This is a genomic window from Pseudomonas sp. FP2196 (genome assembly GCF_030687715.1).
In the GTDB taxonomy this organism is placed as follows: Bacteria; Pseudomonadota; Gammaproteobacteria; order Pseudomonadales; family Pseudomonadaceae; genus Aquipseudomonas.
The window spans coordinates 3,188,977-3,211,361 of record NZ_CP117445.1 but is presented as its reverse complement, the minus strand read 5'-3'; the positions used below and the strand labels follow the sequence as shown (position 1 = coordinate 3,211,361).

General features: G+C 59.0%; 15 protein-coding genes and 1 tRNA gene. 8 read left to right on the top strand and 8 right to left on the bottom strand.

What is annotated here, in order from left to right; all coding sequences use genetic code 11:
* Positions 1-81: 81 nt before the first annotated feature.
* The 3 genes from PSH79_RS14365 to PSH79_RS14355 form a co-directional block, all read right to left on the bottom strand.
* Positions 82-1,425, bottom strand: a complete 1,344-nt coding sequence (locus tag PSH79_RS14365; protein WP_305437927.1) for a sodium:proton antiporter — start codon at positions 1,423-1,425, stop codon at positions 82-84.
* 73 nt (positions 1,426-1,498) lie between these two features.
* On the bottom strand, positions 1,499-2,356 hold the full coding sequence (locus PSH79_RS14360) for a glucose 1-dehydrogenase (protein WP_305437926.1): 858 nt from the start codon (positions 2,354-2,356) through the stop codon (positions 1,499-1,501).
* Positions 2,357-2,553: 197 nt separating this feature from the next.
* The gene (locus PSH79_RS14355; protein ID WP_305437924.1) at positions 2,554-3,702 is read right to left on the bottom strand and encodes a MalY/PatB family protein; all 1,149 of its coding nucleotides are present in this window, start codon (positions 3,700-3,702) and stop codon (positions 2,554-2,556) included.
* Positions 3,703-4,026: 324 nt separating this feature from the next.
* Between PSH79_RS14355 and fdnG the strand changes: the two genes are divergently transcribed.
* The 8 genes from fdnG (at position 4,027) to PSH79_RS14315 (ending at position 14,217) form a co-directional block, all read left to right on the top strand.
* Positions 4,027-7,092, top strand: coding sequence for a formate dehydrogenase-N subunit alpha (gene fdnG / locus PSH79_RS14350; protein ID WP_305437922.1), 3,066 nt, complete (start codon positions 4,027-4,029; stop codon positions 7,090-7,092).
* Between the two features lie 14 nt (positions 7,093-7,106).
* Complete coding sequence (gene fdxH, locus PSH79_RS14345) at positions 7,107-8,042, top strand: formate dehydrogenase subunit beta (RefSeq protein ID WP_187681316.1); 936 nt, start codon at positions 7,107-7,109, stop codon at positions 8,040-8,042.
* Positions 8,039-8,704 carry a formate dehydrogenase subunit gamma gene (locus PSH79_RS14340; protein WP_305437920.1) on the top strand — a complete coding sequence of 222 codons (666 nt, stop codon included), beginning with the start codon at positions 8,039-8,041 and terminating at the stop codon, positions 8,702-8,704. The genes fdxH and PSH79_RS14340 overlap by 4 nt, the downstream gene beginning before the upstream one ends.
* Positions 8,705-8,707: 3 nt before the next feature.
* The gene (gene fdhE / locus PSH79_RS14335; protein ID WP_305437919.1) at positions 8,708-9,634 is read left to right on the top strand and encodes a formate dehydrogenase accessory protein FdhE; all 927 of its coding nucleotides are present in this window, start codon (positions 8,708-8,710) and stop codon (positions 9,632-9,634) included.
* Positions 9,635-9,683: 49 nt separating this feature from the next.
* Positions 9,684-11,096 (top strand): L-seryl-tRNA(Sec) selenium transferase, encoded by a 1,413-nt coding sequence (selA, locus tag PSH79_RS14330; protein ID WP_305437918.1) that lies wholly within the window; start codon positions 9,684-9,686, stop codon positions 11,094-11,096.
* A complete protein-coding gene (gene selB / locus PSH79_RS14325) occupies positions 11,093-13,009 on the top strand; it encodes a selenocysteine-specific translation elongation factor (RefSeq protein WP_305443974.1) in 1,917 nt (638 codons plus the stop codon). The genes selA and selB overlap by 4 nt, the downstream gene beginning before the upstream one ends.
* Before the next feature lie 6 nt (positions 13,010-13,015).
* A tRNA-Sec gene (locus tag PSH79_RS14320) sits at positions 13,016-13,111 on the top strand.
* A gap of 143 nt (positions 13,112-13,254) precedes the next feature.
* The gene (locus PSH79_RS14315) at positions 13,255-14,217 is read left to right on the top strand and encodes a fimbrial protein (protein WP_305437917.1); all 963 of its coding nucleotides are present in this window, start codon (positions 13,255-13,257) and stop codon (positions 14,215-14,217) included.
* A gap of 68 nt (positions 14,218-14,285) precedes the next feature.
* Here the strand turns inward: PSH79_RS14315 and PSH79_RS14310 are convergent, their stop codons facing one another.
* The 5 genes from PSH79_RS14310 to PSH79_RS14290 form a co-directional block, all read right to left on the bottom strand.
* Entirely contained in the window at positions 14,286-16,715 is a 2,430-nt protein-coding gene (locus PSH79_RS14310) for a fimbria/pilus outer membrane usher protein (protein WP_305437916.1), read from the bottom strand.
* 190 nt (positions 16,716-16,905) lie between these two features.
* Entirely contained in the window at positions 16,906-17,646 is a 741-nt protein-coding gene (locus PSH79_RS14305) for a molecular chaperone (protein ID WP_305437914.1), read from the bottom strand.
* Between the two features lie 70 nt (positions 17,647-17,716).
* Positions 17,717-18,310 (bottom strand): fimbrial protein, encoded by a 594-nt coding sequence (locus tag PSH79_RS14300; RefSeq protein WP_305437912.1) that lies wholly within the window; start codon positions 18,308-18,310, stop codon positions 17,717-17,719.
* A gap of 120 nt (positions 18,311-18,430) precedes the next feature.
* A complete protein-coding gene (locus PSH79_RS14295) occupies positions 18,431-19,078 on the bottom strand; it encodes a response regulator (protein WP_123531356.1) in 648 nt (215 codons plus the stop codon).
* Positions 19,079-19,130: 52 nt separating this feature from the next.
* Positions 19,131-22,352, bottom strand: a complete 3,222-nt coding sequence (locus tag PSH79_RS14290; protein WP_305437910.1) for a hybrid sensor histidine kinase/response regulator — start codon at positions 22,350-22,352, stop codon at positions 19,131-19,133.
* Positions 22,353-22,385: the final 33 nt, after the last annotated feature.

Sequence of the window (22,385 nt, the reverse complement as noted above, 5' to 3'; positions counted from 1 at the left end):
CCCGTCGGACGGGGCCGGCGGGGGGTTATGGTTGTGACCCTCGACGATTGCGCAGAGATCCATTTTTTTTCAGAAGAATTTCTAGAGTTTCTGATTCTTGCGTTTTTCATAACGGGCGAGGATCGGTTGGGTGCTGATTCCGTGCAGCAAAATACTAAGTGCCACGACGGACAGCGTGATGTCGGTACTCAGCGCCGCAACCGAGTCACTCAGGCCATGATTCAAGGCATAGAACAAATAGAAAAGACTGCCGATTCCGCGGATACCGAACCAGCCGATCAACAACCGTTGTCGCCCCTCCAGCAACGAACCCCATGGCATCAGTGCTACGCAAACCGGGCGAATCACGCAGAACAACACGCTGCCGACCAGCAAGGCCCGCCAGTCCCAATGTGTCACCAGCACCACGCCGAGCAGCGTCACCAGAAACACTTCCATGGCCCGTTCGACCAGACCGCCAAAGGACAACATGTCGCCCATCATGATGCCGGCGGCGACTTGGCTGTTCTGTAGTTGCTCCGTGTCGCCATGTACCGCGTGTTGCGGCTCAACGTTCTGGTGGCCGACCACCGGCTGCACCAGATGTTCGGCGGGCGGCTGGCTGGCGCCGGTCGACTTCACTTCTACCTGACGCAAGCCAAGCCCTGCGGCGAATACCGACAGGAACCCGTAGCCCCCGATGGATTCAGCCACCACATAGGCCAGAGCGATCAGCGCCAAGGCCAGATAATCATTGGGGCTCAGGGTGCTGTCGTCATTGCGCAGGCGCATGGACAGCGTCAGGCGACCGATGCCGCGACCCATCCAGTACCCGGTCAGCAGCCCGGCCGGCACCGCCCACAACAGACTGCGCAAGATCCATTCCGGCCACTCGTCGGGATGCCCGGACCCGTCCAGCAGCAACATTCCGAGCAGCACAAAGGGGAAGGCAATGCCGTCATTGAGTCCTGCCTCGCCGGACAGGCCGAAGCGCACACTGTCGACATCCCGCGCATCGTTGACCTGCACCAGAGCTGCGAGTACCGGATCGGTTGGCGCCAGAATTGCGCCAATCAACAACGACGGCCCCCATGGCAATTGCAACCCCCAGTGCAACAACGCGCAGACGCCGGCGATGGTCAGCACCATCACCGGCCCGGCCAGGCCGAATGCGATTCGCCAGCGTTTGTCGCGCAGGGGCAAACGCAATTTCAGACCACAGACGAACAACGAAAAGAGCACCGCAACTTCCGTCAGGTGCTCCATCCATAACGAGGCGCTATCAACAGACAGTTTCAGCAGGTCGAGACCGCTGGGACCGATGCCGATCCCCAGCAACAGGCACACGGCCGAGGTGGTCACCGGCATCCAGCGCAGGTACGAAGAGGTGAGTGCCAGGGTCAGAAGCACCGCGCCAAGCACCGCAACCCAGACTACAAAGGTCATGACTCACCGCCGGCAGATGCTTCAGGGATGGAGAGCCGCCATGCCGACGGCTTCCTTTTTTCATCGCAAACAGTCACAGCATCGGTTTGCCACCGGTTACGCCATAGCGCTGGCCGGTGATGTAACTGGCTTCGTCCGAGGCCAGCAGCACATAGATCGGCGCGACTTCCACCGGTTGGCCGGGGCGACCGAGTGGGGTGTTGCCACCGAAGTTCTGCACTTCGTCATCGGGCATGGTCGAGACGATCAGCGGCGTCCAGATTGGCCCGGGCGCCACGCAGTTCACCCGAATCTCCTTGGGCCCAAGCATCTGCGCCAGGCCGCCGGTGAAGTTGGCAATCGCGCCTTTGGTGGTGGCGTAGGCGAGCAGTGTGGGTTTGGGCATGTCCGAGTTGATCGAACTGGTATTGATGATCGATGCACCCGGGCGCATGTGTTTGATGGCTGCCTGACACAGTCGGAATATCGCGGTGATGTTGACGTCGAACGTCATCACCCATTCGTCATCGGGGATGTCTTCGAAGTTTTCGTGAGTCATCTGGAACGCGGCGTTGTTGACCAGCACATCGATGCGACCAAAGCGTTCAACGGTTTGATCAACCAGTGCCTGGCACTGGGCTTTCTGCGCGATATCACCTGGGAGCAACAGGCATTGGCGCCCGGCCTGTTCGACCCAGCGTGCGGTTTCTTTGGCGTCTTCGTGTTCGTTGAGATAAGCCACCGCAACGTCAGCGCCTTCACGGGCAAAAGCGATCGCCACGGCGCGGCCGATGCCGCTGTCACCGCCGGTGATCAGGGCGATCTTGCCGGCCAGGCGCCCGGAACCGACGTAGCTCTGCTCGCCACAGTCTGGATAGGGATCCATCTTGCGTTGCGAACCGGGCACGGCTTGCGCCTGCGCGGGGAAGGGTGGTTTTGGGTAATCGGTCATCGCGGGTCTCCGAGTCTCATGGCGGGTATGGGCGGTTGACCCAGTGTGTTTGCCGTGAGTTCGATCGGATTTACGATGGATTTTTGTGAACGCTGACTCAATGTAAGAGCTGCCGAAGGCTGCGCTCTTTTGATTTTGTTTTTAACAGACAAGATCAAAAGATCGCAGCCTTCGGCAGCTCCTACATGGGGGGCGGGTTAGCGGTTGGCCAGAGCCCGCTCCATCCGCGCAAGGCCTTCTTCAAGCAATGCACGCGGGCAGCCGAAGTTGAGGCGCACGAACTGCTGACTGTTGTCGCCGAAGTCCAGACCGGCACTCAAGCCAACCTTGGCCTGCTCCAGAAAGAATTGCTGCGGGTTGGCCAGATCCAGCGCCGAGCAATCGAGCCAGGCCAGATAGGTGCCCTGCGGCACATTGATGGTCACGCCCGGCAAACGGCTGCGCACCGCTTCAACCAGGTAATCGCGGTTGGCCTGCAAATAGGTTTTCAGCTCGCCCAGCCAAGGTCCGGCTTCGCTGTAAGCGACGCGGGTGGCTTCCATGCCCAGCGGGTTGACGCTGTCGACCATGCCGCAACGGGCGTGATTGACGCGTTCGCGCAGGGCGGCGTCCTGAATGATCATGAACGAGGTTTTCAGACCTGCGATGTTGTAGGCCTTGCTCGCCGACATCAGGGTGATGGTGCGTTGGGCGATTTCCGGGCTCAGGGAGGCGGTCGGAATGTGTACGCGACCGTCGAAGCACAGCTCGGCGTGGATTTCGTCGGAGATGATCCAGGCGTCCTGCGCCACACAGATGTCGGCTACGGCTTGTAGTTCTTCGCGGCCGAACACTTTGCCGATCGGGTTGTGCGGGTTGCTCAGCAGCAACGCGCCGCCACCGTTGAGCGATTCACGCAGGGTGTCCAGCGGCGTGGCGTAAGTGCCGTCAGCCTGCGGCACGAATTCCAGCTCAACCTTGTTCAAACCCCAATGAGCCGGCGCATGGCGCAGTGGCGGGTAGTTCGGCACCTGCACCACGACGTTCTGCTGCGGCTGCACCAGTGCTTTTAACGCCATGTTGAAACCCGACTCGACGCCCGGCAAAAAGATCAGCTCTTGCGGCTGCACCTTCCAGGCGAACTTGTTCCAGAGGTCGGCAACGATGGCTTCACGCAGGTTGTCCTGCGCGACGCTGTAACCCACCAGCGGGTGCAGCAAGCGCTGTTGCAGCGCCTCGATGACCACCGGTGGCGCGGCGAAATCCATGTCAGCGACCCACATGGGCAGCACGTCGGCCGGATAGCGGCTCCACTTGGTGCTGCCGGTGTCGTGGCGGTCGAATACCTGATCAAAATCGAAAGTCATGCGCGGTCTCGTAAAGGCGGGATTGGTCCTGCGGGCATGATAAGCCCATGGCCTTGTAGGCGCATACAAAACCTGTGGGAGCGAGCCTGCTCGCGAAGGCGGTGTGGCAGTCAATATTTGTCTCAACTGAAAGGGCCTCTTCGCGAGCAGGCTCGCTCCCACAGGTTTTCCAGTGCATGACCGATTGTCGCCGACGGTCGGTTTTCACACAGATCGCATGGTCTTTGTCTACAGTGAAAAAGTCGGCAGGCTGTCTGCCGCAACCGTGATTGTCCAGAAAAAGCCCGGCTCAAGTACCGGGTTCCACCTGATCAGGAGTGCACGATGGATCTCAGCCGTCGTCAGTTCTTCAAGGTCGCCGGTATCGGCCTTGCAGGCTCTAGCCTGGGCGCGTTGGGCATGGCCCCGACGCAGGCCTTCGCCGAGCAGGTGCGTCACTTCAAGCTCGCCCACACCCATGAAACCCGCAACACCTGCCCGTATTGCTCGGTCGGTTGCGGTTTGATCATGTACAGCCAGGGCGATACCTCGAAGAACGTCGCGCAAAATATCATCCACATCGAGGGCGACGCCGACCACCCGGTCAACCGCGGCACCCTGTGTCCAAAAGGCGCGGGCCTGCTGGACTTCATTCACAGCCCGGGCCGTTTGCTGTATCCGCAAACGCGCAAACCCGGCAGCAGCGAATGGACGCGGATCAGTTGGGATGAGGCGCTGGATCGCGTCGCCGACCTGATGAAGGCCGACCGCGACGCCAACTTCATCGAAAAGAATGCCAATGGCCAAACGGTGAACCGCTGGGTCTCCAGCGGGTTCCTCGCGGCGTCGGCGGCGTCCAATGAAGCGGGCTACATCACTCAGAAAGTGATTCGCAGTCTTGGCATGCTGGGGTTCGATAACCAGGCGCGTGTCTGACACGGTCCGACGGTGGCAAGTCTTGCCCCGACGTACGGCCGTGGTGCCATGACCAACACCTGGACCGATATCGCCAACGCGAATCTGATCCTGGTAATGGGTGGCAACGCAGCAGAAGCGCATCCGTGCGGCTTCAAATGGGTGACCGAGGCCAAGGCGCACAACGCCGCGCGGCTGATCGTGGTCGATCCGCGTTTTACCCGGACCGCTTCGGTGGCCGACTACTACGCACCGATCCGCACCGGTACCGACATCGCCTTCATGGGCGGGCTGATCAATTACCTCCTGACCGAGGACAAGATCCAGCACGAATACGTGCGCAACTACACCGACGTCTCGTTCATCGTCAAAGCTGGCTATGGCTTTGAAGACGGGATTTTCAGTGGCTACGACGCAGACAAACGCAGCTACACCGACAAGTCCGGCTGGGGTTACGAGTTGGGTGAGGACGGCTTTGTCAAAGTTGATCCGACCCTGCAAGACCCGCGCTGCGTCTATCAGTTGATGAAGCAGCATTACAGCCGCTACAACATCGAACTGGCGAGCCAGATCTGCGGTATGCCGGTCGATGCGATGCAGAAAATCTGGGACGAGATCGCCACTTGCTCGACACCGGGCAAGACCATGACGATTCTCTACGCGCTCGGCTGGACGCAGCACTCCATCGGCGCGCAGATCATCCGCAGTGCGGCGATGGTGCAACTGCTGCTGGGCAACGTCGGCATGCCGGGTGGGGGCGTGAATGCCTTGCGTGGGCACTCCAATATCCAGGGGTTGACCGACCTGGGCCTGCTGTCCAACGCGCTACCGGGTTATCTGACCCTTGGCAGTGACACCGAGCAGGACTACAACGCCTTCATCACCAAACGCACGCAGGTGCCGCTGCGTCCGGGGCAACTGTCGTACTGGCAGAACTACAGCAAGTTCCACGTCAGCCTGATGAAATCCTGGTACGGCGCCAACGCCACGCTCGAGAACAACTGGAATTACGACTACCTGCCGAAACTGGACATCCCCAACTACGACGTCCTGAAAATGTTCGACCTGATGAGCCAGGGCAAGGTCAACGGCTACATCTGCCAAGGCTTCAACCCGATTGCCGCGTTGCCGGACAAGAACCGGGTGATGGGCGCGCTGGCCAAACTCAAATGGCTGGTGGTGATGGACCCGCTGGCCACCGAAACCTCGGAGTTCTGGCACAACGTCGGGCCTTACAACGACGTGAAAAGCGAGGAGATCCAGACCGAAGTCATTCGCCTGCCGACCACCTGTTTTGCCGAAGAGGACGGCTCACTGGTCAATAGCAGTCGTTGGCTGCAATGGCACTGGAAAGGCGCCGATGGCCCGGGCGAAGCGCAGACCGACATTCGCATCATGAGCGAACTGTTCCTGCGCCTGCGCAAGCGTTATCAGGCCGAGGGCGGCAAGTTCCCCGATCCGCTGTTGAAACTGTCGTGGCCTTACAAGATCCCGGACGAACCTTCTCCGGAGGAATTGGCCAAGGAACTCAACGGCAGCGCCATCACGGATTCCACCGATGCCACCGGCGCAACGATCAAGGGCGGCACGCAACTGGCCGGGTTCGGCCAGCTCAAGGATGACGGCAGCACCGCGTCCGGTTGCTGGATTTTCGCCGGCAGCTGGACCGAGGCCGGTAACCAGATGGCCCGGCGCGACAACGCCGATCCGTACGGCATGCATCAGCACCAAGGCTGGGCCTGGGCCTGGCCGGCCAACCGACGGATCCTCTATAACCGTGCGTCGGCGGACGTCTCCGGCAAACCGTGGGACCCGAAAAAGCGTCTGGTGTGGTGGAACGGCAAAGCCTGGGGCGGCACCGACGTCCCGGACTTCAAGGCAGACGTGCCGCCGGAAGCCGGGATGAACCCGTTCATCATGAACCCTGAAGGCGTGGCGCGGTTCTTCGCTGTCGACAAGATGAACGAGGGGCCATTCCCTGAGCACTACGAGCCGTTCGAAACGCCGATCGGCATCAACCCACTGCACCCGCAAAACAAGAAAGCCACCAGCAACCCGGCGGCGCGGATCTTCGATTCAGTTTGGGAAAGCCTCGGCGAAGCCAAGGACTTCCCGTACGCCGGCACCAGTTACCGGCTGACCGAGCATTTCCACTTCTGGAGCAAGCACTGCAAGTTGAACGCGATTGCCCAGCCTGAGCAGTTTGTCGAGATCGGCGAAGTGCTGGCGAAAGAGAAGGGCATTGCGGCCGGCGACAAGGTGCGGGTCAGCTGCAAGCGCGGGTTCATTGAGGCGGTGGCGGTGGTGACGAAAAGGATCCGGCCGTTGCAGGTCAACGGCCAGGTCGTGCATCAGATCGGCATCCCGCTGCACTGGGGGTTCACCGGCCTGACGCGCCACGGCTACCTGACCAACACCCTGGTGCCGTTCCTCGGCGATGGCAATACACAGACCCCGGAATCCAAGTCATTCCTGGTCAACGTGGAGAAGCTCTGATGGAGAATCTTTAAATGGCCAGCCAAGACATTATTGCCCGCTCGGCCACTACCACAGTGCCGCCGTCGGTGAGGAATCAGGAGGCGGTGGCCAAGCTGATCGACACCACCAAATGCATCGGCTGCAAGGCCTGCCAGGTTGCCTGCTCGGAATGGAACGAGCTGCGCGACGAGGTCGGCCACAACCACGGCACCTACGATAATCCGCAGGATTTGAGCGCCGAAACCTGGACGCTGATGCGCTTTACCGAGCACGAAACCGACGCCGGCAACCTCGAATGGCTGATCCGCAAGGACGGCTGCATGCACTGCGCCGAGCCGGGATGTCTGGCGGCATGCCCCAGCCCCGGCGCGATCATCAAGCACGCCAACGGCATCGTTGATTTCGATCAGGATCACTGCATCGGTTGCGGTTATTGCATCACCGGTTGCCCGTTCAACATTCCGCGTATTTCGCAGAAGGATCACAAGGCCTACAAATGCACCTTGTGTTCGGATCGGGTCGCGGTCGGGCTGGAGCCGGCCTGCGTAAAAACCTGTCCGACCGGCGCCATCGTCTTCGGCACCAAGGAAGACATGAAGGAACACGCCGCCGAACGCATCGTCGATCTGAAAAGCCGTGGCTTTGAAAACGCCGGTTTGTACGACCCGGCAGGTGTTGGCGGCACTCACGTGATGTACGTGCTGCACCACGCCGATACACCGAAAATCTACGCCAATCTGCCGCAGGATCCGGCCATCAGTCCATTGGTTGGCCTGTGGAAAGGCATCAGCAAACCGCTGGGTCTGCTGGCCATGGGCGCGGCGGTGCTGGCCGGGTTCTTCCACTATGTGCGTATCGGGCCGAACCGGGTCGAAGAGGATGACCTGCCGACGCCACCCGACACCTCGGTGCATGTCGTCGACCCTGCAGTGCACACCTTCGATCCACGCGGGGAGGACCGGCCATGAGCAACAAGACGATCCTGCGTTACACCGCCAACCAGCGTACCAATCACTGGCTGGTGGCGATTCTGTTCTTCATGGCCGGGCTGTCGGGGCTGGCGTTGTTTCATCCGTCGATGTTCTGGCTGACCCATCTGTTTGGCGGCGGGCCGTGGACGCGGATTCTGCATCCGTACATGGGCGTGGCGATGTTCGTGTTGTTTCTCGGGCTGGTGTTCAATTTCTGGCGCGCCAACTTCTTCATCGCCAATGACCGGCAGTGGCTGCGGCGCATTGATCGGGTAATGGTCAACGACGAAGAATCCGTGCCACCGGTGGGCAAGTACAACGCCGGGCAAAAGCTGCTGTTCTGGACTTTACTGCTGTGCATGCTTGCGCTGCTGTTCACCGGGCTGGTGATCTGGCGCGCCTGGTTCAGTGCGTATTTCGGCATCACCGTGATTCGCTGGTCAATGCTGCTGCATGCACTGGCGGGGTTTGTGCTGATTCTGAGCATCATCATTCACATCTACGCCGGGCTGTGGATCAAGGGTTCGGTCGACGCGATGCTGCACGGCTGGGTCAGCCGCGCCTGGGCAAAGAAACACCACGCACTCTGGTATCGCGACATCACCCGCGATGAACGCAATCCGGACGTGCCGGAGCGACCGATCACCAAAAAGGGCTGACCTTTGGCAACCACTCTTGAACCTGGGGAAATCGAAGCGGCGGCCAGTTCGCCGCCGTTTCTGCACCTGCCGCCGCACAATCTGTTTACCCTGCGCGCTCAACGACTGGAGCAATTGGCACAAGGGCACCCGCTGGCTGACTATCTGCACTTGATCGCCGGTTTATGCCGGGCGCAGCAACAAGTGCTGGATGATCCACCCTCGACAGAAGCCGTCGATCAGCAACGGCTTGAGCTGTGCCAGCAGCACGGCTTGCCGCCGTTCGCCGCTGACACTTTGGTCCGCGAAGATGACTGGCAAGTCTGGCTCGATGCTTTGCTGCAACGCTATACGCCGCCCGAGCAACCCGCCGTGATCGATGCGCTCACCACGTTGCGCAGCGCCAGTCCCGGGCAACTGCGCGCCTGGGCCGTGGCGCTGGTCAGCGGCCAATACTCAATGGTGCCGGCGGCGCTGGTGCCGTTTCTCGGTGCGGCGTTGCAAGCGGCATGGAGCCATTGGCTGCTCAGTGTCCCCAACCTGCAACTGACGCCAGGCAACAGCCTCAGCCAATGCCCGGCCTGTGGATCGCCCGCCATGGCCGGGGTGATCCGCCATCGCGGCAAGCACAACGGTCTGCGTTATCTGGTGTGTTCGCTGTGCGCCTGTGAATGGCATGTGGTGCGGGTCAAGTGCGTGTATTGCGAGTCGAGCAAGGGTCTTGATTACCTGAGCCTCGAAGACGATCGCCACGCGGCCAATCAGGCGCCGATTCGGGCGGAGGTCTGCCCGAGCTGCAACACCTATCTGAAGTTGCTTTATCTGGAGAACGATGCCGACGGCGAGGCGTTGTCGGCGGATCTCACCAGCCTGTTGCTCGACATGCGCCTGGCCCAGGACGGCTTTCAGCGTCTGGCCCCGAATCTCTTGCTGGCGCCGGGAGACGAATGACAGCAGCGTCTACACTCGCCGGACAGTCTTTTGTGTTCGGGAGTGACTGATGTCTGCGAGCGGTGCACTGCGTTTACCTTCCGTTGATGGTTTGTTGCGTCAGCCGGCCTGTCTGCCGCTGCTCGAACGCTATGGTCGTGAGGCGCTGCTGGCCCATTTGCGTCAGTTGCTGGATGAATTGCGTTCAGACGTCTTGAACGGGCAATTGTCGGCCGTTGAAATCAGTCCTGAAGTGCTCGCTGGCCGCGTTGGTGAGCGCTTGGCCCAGCAGCAACGCAGCAACGTGCGCCGAGTGTTCAATCTGACCGGCACGGTACTGCACACCAATCTGGGGCGGGCGCTGCTGCCGGACGAAGCCATCGAAGCTGTGCAGATGGCGGCGCGTTATCCGCTCAATCTGGAATTCGATCTGGCCAGCGGCAAGCGCGGCGATCGTGACGACTTGATCGAGGGCCTGATCCGCGAACTGACCGGCGCTGAAGCCGTTACCGTGGTCAACAACAATGCCGCTGCCGTGTTGCTGACGCTCAACAGCCTCGGCGCGCGCAAGGAAGGCATCATTTCCCGTGGCGAGCTGATCGAGATCGGCGGCGCCTTCCGCATTCCCGACATCATGGCCCGCGCCGGCGTGCGCCTGCACGAAGTCGGCACCACCAATCGCACCCATGCCCGCGACTACGAAGCGGCGATCAGCCCGCGTAGCGGTTTGATCATGCGTGTGCATGCGAGCAACTACAGCATCGAAGGGTTCACCGCGAGCGTGCCGACAGCAGAACTGGCTGAGTTGGCCCATCGGCATGGCTTGCCGCTGCTGGAGGATCTGGGCAGTGGCAGTTTGCTGGATCTGACGAGGTGGGGCTTGCCAGCGGAGCCGACGGTGCGACAGGCACTGCTCGATGGCGCGGATATCGTCACCTTCAGCGGCGATAAATTGCTCGGCGGGCCGCAGGCTGGATTGATCGTCGGGCGCAAAGAGTTGATCGCGAAGATCAAAAAGAACCCGCTGAAACGCGCGTTAAGGGTCGACAAGCTGACGTTGGCGGCGCTGGAAGCGGTGCTCGGTTTGTATCGCGATCCGGATCGTCTCGCCGAGCGCTTGCCGAGTTTGCGCTTGCTGACTCGCCCGCAAGCGGACATCTTCTCCCAAGCCTCTCGTTTGCAACCGGCGATGGCTGAAGTCTTGGGCGAACCCTGGCAGGTCAGCGCCGTTCAGGCCTTGGGCATGATCGGCAGTGGCAGCCAACCGGTGGCGCGGTTGCCGAGTGCGGCGCTCTGTTTGCGCCCGCACGTCTCCAAGCGTTTGCGCGGGCGCTTGCTGCTCAATCTGGAAGCCGCGTTGCGGGCGTTGCCAATCCCGGTGCTCGGGCGCATCGATGACGACGCGTTGTGGCTGGACCTGCGCCAACTCGACGACGAGCCAGCATGGCTGGCGCAACTGCCGCAATTGCAGGTCGATCAATGATCGTCGGCACAGCGGGGCACATCGACCACGGCAAGACGTCGCTGTTGCAAGCGTTGACCGGGCAAACCGGTGACCGCCGCCCGCAGGAGCGTGAGCGCGGGATGACCATCGACCTTGGCTATCTCTACGCCGAACTCGAACCCGGCGCGGGACTGACCGGTTTTATCGACGTGCCGGGTCATGAAAAATTCACCCACAACATGCTCGCCGGTGCGCAGGGCATTGATCTGGTGTTGCTGGTGGTCGCGGCGGATGACGGCGTAATGCCGCAAACCCGTGAGCATCTGGCGATTGTCGAATTGCTCGGCATTCCTCGCGCATTGGTGGCGATCACCAAATGCGACCGGGTCGAGGCGGGCAGGGTGGAGGAGGTGCAGCGTCAGGTTCTGGATCTGCTCGAAGCCGGGCCGTTTGCCGACGCGCCGATAATGACCTTGTCCAGCGTGACGGGGCAGGGCGTCGATCAGTTGTGTCAGGCTTTATTGCAAATACACGGCGAAGTGCAGAAGCGCAGCCACGCGGGCGGTTTTCGTTTGGCTATTGATCGTGCGTTCAGCGTGGCCGGCGCCGGCATTGTGGTCACGGGTACGGCGTTGTCAGGCAAGGTTGCGGTGGGCGACAAACTGACCCTCGGGCCGGCCGGCAACTCGGTCAGGGTTCGTGGCTTGCACGCGCAGAATCAGCCCGCCGAACAAGCGTTCGCCGGGCAACGGGTGGCCTTGAACATCAGTGGTGATCGCTTGTCGCTGGAACAGATCCATCGCGGCCAATGGCTGCTGGCCGAATGGCTGCACGCCCCAACGCAACGGGTGGATATCGAGTTTCGATTGCTGCCCGGCGAACGCCCCTTCGAACACTTCCATCCGGTGCATCTGCACCTTGGCACACACGACGTGATCGCCCGCGTCGCTTTGCTTGAAGGCTCGCGGCTGAACCCCGGCGCGCGCATGTTCGCACAACTGCTGATCAATACGCCGGTGCATGCGGTGAAGGGTGATCGGCTGATCCTGCGTGATCAAAGTGCCCAGCGCACCCTTGGCGGCGGCCAGGTGCTGGATCCGTTCGCTCCGGCTCGCCAGCGGCGGAGCCCCGAACGACTGGCGCAACTTAAAGCTTTGGCTCGCAATGAAAGACTTGAACAGGCACTGCCGGTGCTACTTGATCACAGCGCTGGCGGCCTCGATCCGCAGCGACTGGAGCGCCAGTTCAATCGTCCGCGCGAAGACTGGTCATTGCCGCAGAACGTCCGGTTGATCAATACGCGCCAAGGGCCGGTGCTGTTCAACGTGCAACGCTGGGGGCAACTAAAATTCACCCTGCTGGAACAACTGACGAAGTTTCATGAACTGGAGCCCGATCAGATGGGCCCGGATCGGGATCGACTTCGGCGGTTCAGCGGGTTGGCGCTGGAGCGTTCTATCTTCGGCAGTCTGTTGGAGGAATTGCTCGGCGCCGGTTCGATCAACGCCAGCGGGCCGTGGCTGCACCTGCCGGATCATCAGGTGCGCTTGAATGCCGAAGACGAAACCTTGTGGCTTCAACTGCAACCACTGTTCGAACAGTCCGGATTCGATCCGCCGTGGGTGCGCGACATCGCCGGAGTTGTTGAGCAAGACGACGCCGTCGTCCGCTTGCTGCTGCGCAAACTCGCCCGCCTTGGGCTGATGCATCAAGTGGTGCGCGACCTGTTTATCAGCGACGCGATGCTGCGGCAAATGGTGGCCGTGTTGCTGCAACTGGCCAGGGAAAATCCGCAGATCCAGGTGACAACCTTCCGTGATGCGCTAGGCTTGGGACGCAAACGCTGTATTCAGTTCCTCGAATACTTCGACCGCCTCGGTCTGACCCGGCGCAGCGGCGAATCACGACAAATCCGTTACGACAACGCGCTGGCCACCGCTGACGCGCATTGAGTTCAAGGAAGGCAATCGCGCCCGGTGGCGCGGCCGGGCTTCAAACCCGGTTGGGGACGGCATCCGTTCCCGGGCAGGTTCGACTCCGGCTGCCTTCCGCCAGTTTGCCCAAAGCTGCCATTTTTCTGATCGGCGACGGCTCCTGTTTCAGATTGTTCTGATGTAAGCGCTGATGCTAATGGATTCGAATAGTCCGTCCTGTGGCCACTACAGCGTCACGGCCTGATAATTTCGAGACCGTCCAGATGATATTGCGTGCAGTACTGTTAACCGCGTTGACTATTCCGAGTGCGTGGGGTTGTGGTTTCGGTTTTTCTGACGAAGTCGACAAGATTCGTGATTATGTTGTTCGCGGTCCGGGCGCTGAGGGAATCAGTACGCCGCGCGATATTAATGCCAATAAGACTATTTACAGGGAGGCTTTGCCCCTCATTGGCAACAAGATGGTGATCATCTGCCCGCTGTTCTCGGAAAAACTGGGGATACAGATAAATCCCGCGATTGGCGTGCAACCCAATGTGGGCACATCACTTTTTCGATTGAAGGACAGTGGCGTCGCACTGCAATTCAGTATTGATAGCAGCAAAATTGCATTGGTTCCTGTCGAGTTCAGCGATCTGAAGATTTTAAACAAGACCGAAATTCCAACACCGACGCCTGAAGTACGCATCGTTCAAACCGGCCCAATCAAGGACGGCACGATTATTCCGGCAGGGCGGTTGGCCTCTCTGATGACCTCCGACGGATCGACTTTCGCCACGTTCAATTTGACCAATGCCATTCGCATCGTTGGCGGCGCCTGCATCACGCCCGATGTCGATGTCGATATGGGACACACCACTAAAACAAGCCAGTTCAAAAAAGTCGGCGATCACAGCGATCCCGTGGATTTCATCATTCAATTGCGCGACTGTCCGAATTTCCTGAATACCGTGAAGTATTCGATCAAGGCCAATACTCAAGTCATCGATAAAACGAATGGAATCGTCTCACTCGACTCAACCTCCAGCGCTCGAGGTATAGGACTTCAAGTCAAGCGAGACAATGATCAGCCGTTAGTGTTTGGAACCGAATACACCTTCTCTGAATACAATCGTGCCGGTGGAAACTTTGTCATTCCATTCAGCGCGGCTTACACGCAGGTTTCTCCTTCCATAGAAGCCGGCGCGGCTAATTCATCGCTGACGTTCACCATGAGCTACCAGTAAGGTTCAATCACGCCATCTGCTGCTGTTCAGGTTGCCCGGACCTCAGCAGCAGGGCAATGCGCGAAGGGTCAGTCCGCGCACTGAAGACGCACGGTATCGTAATTGCGCGCCTCATCTTTTACCGGCAGCGCGTAGGGCGCCTGGCATTGTTGCTCACCCCACTTGATCGTCAGCACACCTTGGTCGTTTTCGACCAAGGCCAGTGCCTTGCCACTTGGATCACTGATGGACAGTTGTTTGCCGCTTGCGTCTTCCAGCGATGCACCGAACGGCAACTGAATATGCTGCTTGTCAAACAGTTCGAACTGCACGCGCCGGCCACTTTTGCCGGCGTAACTGGCTTTGACGATTGCGCCACGACGCGGCACACGTTGCTGGCTGGCGTTTTCAATGTCGACATCAGCGCCCAGATCGCGGGTGTCGAGGCTGATCCAGTTGACCCGATACGGCTGGACACTGGGAATCACCGCGTAGCCGTTGCGCCCGGTCGTGACGCCGCTGTAGCTGGCGACGTTCGCCCCTTTGACGCCCGGAACCTCCACCAGCGCAAAGGTTTCACCCACGGTTTGGCCAAGGTTGATACCGCCGCCATGGGCCACGACTGAGCCGGAGACATTCATGTTCTGCGATTTGTAGCCTCGGCCTTGGCTGTAGCCGAGGTTCACATCAGCCATGGCGGTTCGGGTATTGAGGTTCAACGAGCCTGAATTGCCGTTGTTGCTGTTGCCCCCCTGCACCGAGTAGAACGTGTTCTCGGTGCCGGGTACATAACCATTGATCCCTGCCTGCGTGGTGCTGCCGCTTTTCTGTGTTGACGAGCTGACGAAGGCGCGGGGCGAGCGCGGTTTTCGGCCCAGCGGAAATGACAGTGACAGGCTTATTTGCGTGTCCTTGTTGGTGGCGCCACGGTAACCGAGATTCTCGGTGTGGGTGACGCCAAGGTTGTAGGTCAGATCGCCCCAGTTATTGGCGTAACCGGCCGAAAAGCTCTGAGAACCACCGCGATCCCAATAGCGCTGATCGCTGGCGTTGAGGTACAGATTACCCAGCGTCCGGTCTCGCCCAAGACTCTGGTTGATGGTCAGGTCCGTGCGGGTTTTGGAGCCACTGACCCGTTGGTCCGCTTCAGCACGTTGGGCTTGAACATGGTCGGTCAACGTTCGGTATCCCTCGGTCGAATAGCGGTACGCTGCGAGGGTGAAACTGGTGTCTGTGCCGGTAAATGTCTTGGCGTATAGCGCACGCACACTGTCACCCTGAGTGGTGAGTTCACCCTTGCGACTGGAGGAATGCGTCACGTCGACCGAGACCGCGCCCAGTGCGGTATTTTTGCCAATGCCCAAGGCGACGGCGCTGAAACCTTCGCTGGCCTGGACGCCAATCAGACCGGTCAGGTTGCTGTTCATGCCGTAGGTGAGGGTGCCGCTGAACATTTTTGGCGTGTTGCGATCCTCGTAATGACTGCTGTAGTGGCCGGCCGACAGGCTGTATTTCAATTGCCCTTCACGCACCATGATTGGCAGGCTGGAAAAGGCCTGGCGCGTCGTTCTGCGGGTGCCGTCGGCTTCGATGACCGTGACTTCCAGATCACCGTTGGAGCCGCTTGGGTAGATATCGCTGATTTCGAAAGGGCCGGGCGGCAGGCTGTTGGTGTACAGCACGTAATTGTTCTGGCGAATTTCTACCGTCGCGTTCGATTGCGCCACGCCGCGAATCACCGGAGCGTAGCCGCGTTCGCTGTCGGCGCGCATGCCTTCGTCCGAGGCCAGTTTCAGACCGCGATAGCGGACGCTGTCGAACACATCGGGATCGGAAAAAATGTCGCCGGCGCTGAACTGGCCTTTGATCGCCGTCACGTCGTGTTGCAGGTAATTGCGGTTGCTCTTGAAGGTGTCGGGACGCCCTGTGCCAGAGCTCAGGTTGGATTCATTGCGATAGCGCCAGCCGAACAGGTTGATACCGTTACGCAAACCAAGGTTGTTGGAAACACTGACACCGTTGCCGCTGTCGTTGCGGTAGGTGTTGAATTGATAATTGACGAACGCTGCTGGCACACCTTCATCCCATAGCGCCGGATCGACAAAACCGCGTAATCCTTTTTGCATGGACGACTGCGGCACGCTCGTGGAGAGGCGCAGACGACTGGGGTCGTAGCGTACGCTGGCCTGTTCGATGAGCAGCGGCAAGTCGTAACAGGCCTTGGGTACTTGCGGATCGTATTGGCCGCTGGCTTGCAGCTTGCCCAGGTCGATACCGAGTTGGTTGAGCAATTCAAAGGTCAGGCATGCTTCAACCCGACCCGTACGGTCGTTACGCAGAAAATCGACATCGCGCCGGCCCACCAGCACTTCATTGCTATAGAGATCGACGCGATAGTTGCCGGGCAACACGCGATTGGCAGACAACAGCAACGCCAGGTCTACCCCGGCCGCAGCCCCTTGCAGAAACGTCGTGTTGTAGCCTTCCAGTTGTGCGTCTTCATCATCCGCTAGCGCCATGGCCGGCACGTTAAGGCCGATGGCCAAAGCTAAAATGCCAAGCCGTGTGGGAGTGAAAGGGGGCAGGTTGTACGCGAGCTTCCCTGAACAACGTCCGGTTTTGTTTAGAGTCGAGATTAGCATGCAGGAAACCTGTATCGGCGCCCGTCTGGAGGACGGGCGATCGCTCGTTAGCGGCGCAGGTGGGGAACTACTTCGTGGCGTTGTCTTGAGTAAGCGTCGCGCTCACCGGATGGCTTTCGCTCAGGCTGGCCCTGTAAACGCTCAATGCCCCGTAGTCATTGATACTGGAGAACGTCAGGACCGGCGTGCTGTTGGCGGCGAACCGGGTGACGGAAAAGCTGGCTTCGGCGCCCGGGGCGATCATGGTCGAGTCCGTCGCCAGTTCATTCTGTCGCGGGTCGTGAAGCGTAACGTCTGCCATGGACACGTGATAAAGAGTCGGGTTTTTAACCCTGAGCACGGTTTTATCGTTGTCCTGCGCCAGTCGCCATTGCAGTTCAGTGGGCGCCGTCAGTGCGTCTCCGCTCAGACCTTTTGGTCGAAAGAAGATCTTGATCCGCTGCCGGACGGCGAGCTGCAAGGTATTGGCGGTTTTCGACGTTTGCGGAATTTCCTGCACGTTGAGCCACACCACAGACTCTTTGTCCTGCGGCATGCCCTGGCCTTCATAAAGAATGCGCAGCAGTTGCTGGTCCTTGGCAAAGACCCGGGCCAATGGCGGTGTAACAGCGAAGGGCGTGGCTGTCCCCGTGTCCTGCTGATCGATCCAGGATTGAATCAAAGTGTCCTGGGCGCCATTTCTTACCGTGATGTTGGCTTCTTTGTGCGCACCGTCGAACACGACGCGCGTGGCACTCAAGGAAATGCTAGCCATGGCCTCGGCACTCAGCATGAGTACCAGGCAGGCTGATAGGGTTTGACGCAACATGGCTTAAATCGCTGTATCAGAAGAGAGGGCGAGGTCGAACGACCTCGCGCAAATCAATCGCAGACTGGGTTTATTCGTATTCCAGAATGAACGGAAGAGTAGCGTCACCACGACCGGCAGTGGCGGTGCTTGGATCATCAAGCGTCACGTAGGCCGCGGAGAAACTCAGGGTGGTATCGCCGCCTTCGGCGCCTACACCGTGCATGTCGGCTTCGATGCGCGCAGTTGCCTTGGAGCTCAGGTCAATCGACTGGCCATTGCTGTCGAGCAGGGCGATACCAATACCGGAAGCGCTACCGTTGCCTCGAGTCAGTGCCAGCGCGTTCTTGCCAGCCACCAGACCGGAGCCGCCTGCCGCCGCGTCGAAGATCATCGCGACCTTGGTGCCTTTGTTGCAGTTGACGTTCAGATTGAAGTTGCTGCCGCTGACGCGACCGGAGGCTGGATTTTCTGCGGTGCCCATGTCTTTGATCGACACATCACCCATGTTGACGGCAATGACGTGATTGGCATCGCTACCGTCAATCGAGCAGGCATCGTTGTTGATCACACCGGTAAAGCTGATTTGACCGCTGCCACCTTTGGTGGCCGGATCTGCTGCGAGCACGCTGCACGACGCACCCAGTACGGCGGCAGCGAGAAGGGCGATTGAGAAGTTTTTCATCGTTGTGTCCATTTATATGAAAGTGAAATGTGCTAAATGAAATTGCATGAGCAAGATAATCACCGAGTACTTTTCCGGACATCAGACGAATCTTATTAATCGCAGCAGTTTTAATCCCAGCTAGTTAAAAACATTCAGCGCGTGACAATAAGCCAACAAGTCCTGATCGCTTGAAACTTCCAGTTTGCGCATGGCCGATATCTTCTGCGCGCTGACTGTTTTGGTACTGCGGTTTTGACTGCGGGCGATATCACTGACGCTTTTTCCAGACACAAACAGCCGCAGAATCTCGAACTCCTTTGGCGACAGCATTGAAAAACGCTGTTGGATATCGGCGTTGGACTTGATGACAGATTGCGGTGCGGGTTGCTGGCTGAGGTATTGGCCTTTGCGGGCAATGGTTTCGAGGGCCAATTGAATCTCATTGTGCAATTGACTCTTTTGAATCACGCCGGCCACACCCAACTCATGCAGACGCGTGAGTATCAGTTGATTGGACAGCATGGTCAGTACCAGCACCTGTACCGCAGGGAAGTGTCGCTGTAGATATTCGACCAGTTTCAGGCCATCGCCATAGGGCGAGTCGGCGGGCATGTTGTAGTCGGTGATGACGATGTCTACCGAATGAAGGTTGAGCAGGTCGATCAATCCTTGTGAGCAGACAGCTTCGCCTACCACACAAAAGCGACCATCGCGCTCGACCAGTTCGCGTACTCCGAGCAGGACGATCGGGTGATCGTCAGCAATGACTACGTTCAACTTTTTCATGAAAACCAACCCGTGGACGCGTGTATCGATGAGGTAACTGCATGTGAGTCGTTCAAGGGGAAACCTTGTCGAGCAGGTTCTGAATGCGCTGCACCATTTGCCGGACATCAGCCAGCAATATCGCGGTGACTGCGCCTGATGACAATCGGCACTCCAGCTCAGTGCAAGCATGAGCCAGCTCGCCCGCCTGTACGGCGCCCATGGCACCTGCGATGCTGTGAAGCCTTTGTGCTATACCCGGCATGTCAGTGTTGGCCAGGGCTGAATCGAGCCGTGCCAGGTCCTCGCGCATGGTCACGGAAAAGATGTCGCGCATTCTCGGTGAAAGCACCACGTTGTCATCAAAAGGCTCGGATTGAACAGCAGTGGAGACCTCCGTGACTGACGCCGCTTCAACCGGTAACGAGCAAAATCCGAGCAATTGCTCGCGCAATGTTTTGAGGCTCAATGGTTTTACTATCCAGGCATTCATCCCGACCTCAAGGCAGCGGGTGCCTTCTTCACGCATTGCATTAGCCGTGACGCCAATAATGGGGGTGCGCAAGTCCAGTTCCCGCAGTGCCTTGGCCAGTTCATAACCGTTCATCACGGGCATGTTGACGTCAGTCAACACCAGATCGAAAGCCTGCTCGCGCCACCGCTCCAACGCTTGCTCGCCATTGGCTGCAACGCAGACGCGACAGCCCAGTGCTTCCAGTTGTTCTTTGATGATCGCCTGGTTGATCGGATTGTCCTCGGCGACCAGAATCCGCAACTCAAGCGGTGTTTGGGCAGGGCGTGCCAGTTCGGTCGCGTCTACCACCTTGCCTTTTTGCACCAGACTGACCGCCCGGGCGATCGCTCGGATGTCGTACAAATCGACATCTGGCGTGTCTGTGATCGTTTCAGGCTGGGTGAGTCCATTTATCCTGCAGACAATCCGCGAGCCCTGCCAGGCCGCGACGTTGTCGGATGGAAGAATGTCGACCAGCACCGCGCCAGGCTCAACAGTCAGGTTATCGCTGAATGGGCGGGCCATCAGTCCGAAACGCTGGAGCCAATCGCAGACGTTCTCTGCCAGTTCCGGCACAGGGGCGCGAACATGGACAGTCGCCGGGTTGGGCGTGATATCCATGCAATCGGTCAAGTCGCCGGGCAGTACCTTGAGCCTCAGTTGCAACGAAAAACTGCTGCCAAGCCCCGGCTCGCTGATGACGGTCAACTCGCCATTCATCATTGCGCAGAGCCTTTGACAGATTGCGAGCCCCAAACCGGCCCCGGCCTCGCTGGAGGCGTCACGCACCTGAAAGAACGGCGTAAACAACTGCGCTTGTTGTGCCTGGGCGATACCTATTCCGGAGTCGCTGACTTGCCATTGCACCGAGACTTGATCCAGGTCGTTGGCCAGTACCCGCGTGCGCAGGACAACCCGGCCGGAGTCAGTGAATTTGATCGCGTTGCTCACCAGATTGTTGAGGATCTGACGGATGCGCACCGGGTCACCCTGCAACCGATTGGGCAGGGCCGGGTCGGTGCATGCACAGAGCAACAGCCCCTTGCGCTGGGCGAATGCGGCATAGGTGTGCAGGGTGTCCTCGATCAGTTGCAGGGGGCAAAAACCGATGGACTCGATCAGCATTTGTCCGGATTCGATCTTGGAAACGTCCAGCACATCGCTGATCAACTGAAACAACGTGGTCGATGAGCGTTGAATGGTCTGTAGATAGTCCTCTTGACGTGCGCTCAGGCTGGTCATGCCAAGTAACTCAAGCGTGCCCAGAACACCGTAGAGGGGGGTACGGATTTCGTGGCTCATGGTTGCCAGGAACCGGGTCTTGGCCTGGTTCGCCAAGTCGGCGGTACGCCGAGCCTTTTCCAGGGCCAGGGCGTCCTCGACGTGGCGCGTGATGTCATTGAACGCGCAAAGCAGTACGTCCTGCCCTTGATAACGGGTCGAAATGAAGCCCACATGCAAGTGCCGGCCTTCGATGTCCAGGCGCGTTTCGCCGATATCCGCCAGATCGTGATGGCGGTCCAGTACCGCCACCAGTTTTGCGGTGCCTTGCCACTGTTGGGCGCGCTGGTTTTCCAGCAGCACTTTGAAATCGGTGCGCCGCACCACACACAACCCAGTGGGAGCGGTATCGATCACAGCACGGCTGAACGCTTCGCTTTCGGTGATGCTTTGATGCGCTTTTTCGGCTGGCTGGACGACGCGAATCCTGTACCAGCGACTGATCATCCAACTGACACCCGCACCGCCCAGTAACAACATCAGCAGGCCGACCAATGGCCACATCAGTTGCCCGAAGTAACTTTTGAAGCTGATGGTGTAAATGGCTGTCCAGGGTTGCTCGGTTTTGGCCACAACCTTGAACACCATGCCGTTGCGATTGATGTTCAGACCTTCATGCAGGATTTGATCGGCATTGATTGAGCCAATGACCGCGCGCCCGTCGGGGGTTATCAACGTGAAACTATCGTAAATCGACCATTCCATGATGCGTTCAACATCATTGACCTGGTTCATGTTCAATAGCGACGCCACCACGCTAGACTCGCTGGTGCCATGGATTTTCAGTTCCCGGGGATCAAGATGAACGTTGATGTAGGCGAGCATTTCGGTTGAGCGCGGATAATCGTCGGGCACGTTGTAGGCTTCCCAGTGCACCCGGCCATCGGCGTGTCCGTTGTTCTTCACTTTGAGATGTCGGGCCACGCGGGCAACGATCGTGTTGAGCGGTTCTTCACTTTCTTTTGTGCCGGCGTGCAGAACGCCGTTGGATGGAACGGTGATGTCGAAATTGTCATTGTCGTTGTACAAGAAAATCTGCGGCGACTGATAGTGCGACGTCGACCAAAAGGCACTGTAGAGACTCGAAAGGTGGACGCCGAGGGTGAACACTTTAGGCAGTTCACTTTCCTTGAGTTTTTGATGGTTGAAACTCAGGCCGAAAGGAACTGAATAGGGAAACTCATAGCCTTCGTAAATATTCGGGCCTTCGGTTGCCAGCTGTCTGGCGCTGTAACGCGCATTCAAGCCCTTGTAGAACATTTCCCCTTGTACACTTTGCTGCGCCACCTCACGCAGAAATGCTTCATGGCGCTGCACGTTCTCCATCAAACGTGCGAAGTGAAATCGCACGGTGTCGTTTTGCTCCCTGAGTAAGCGCTGGAAAGCCCAATAGCTGAATCCCACCAACAGGATGGCAATGCCCAACAACACCAGCAGCCCCTTGTTCAGGCGCATGGAACTTCGGGAAAGGTTTTCAAGCAAGGAGGGGTTGTGCTTCATGTTCGGTCATTTCCAAAGGGCATGCAGGTGCCT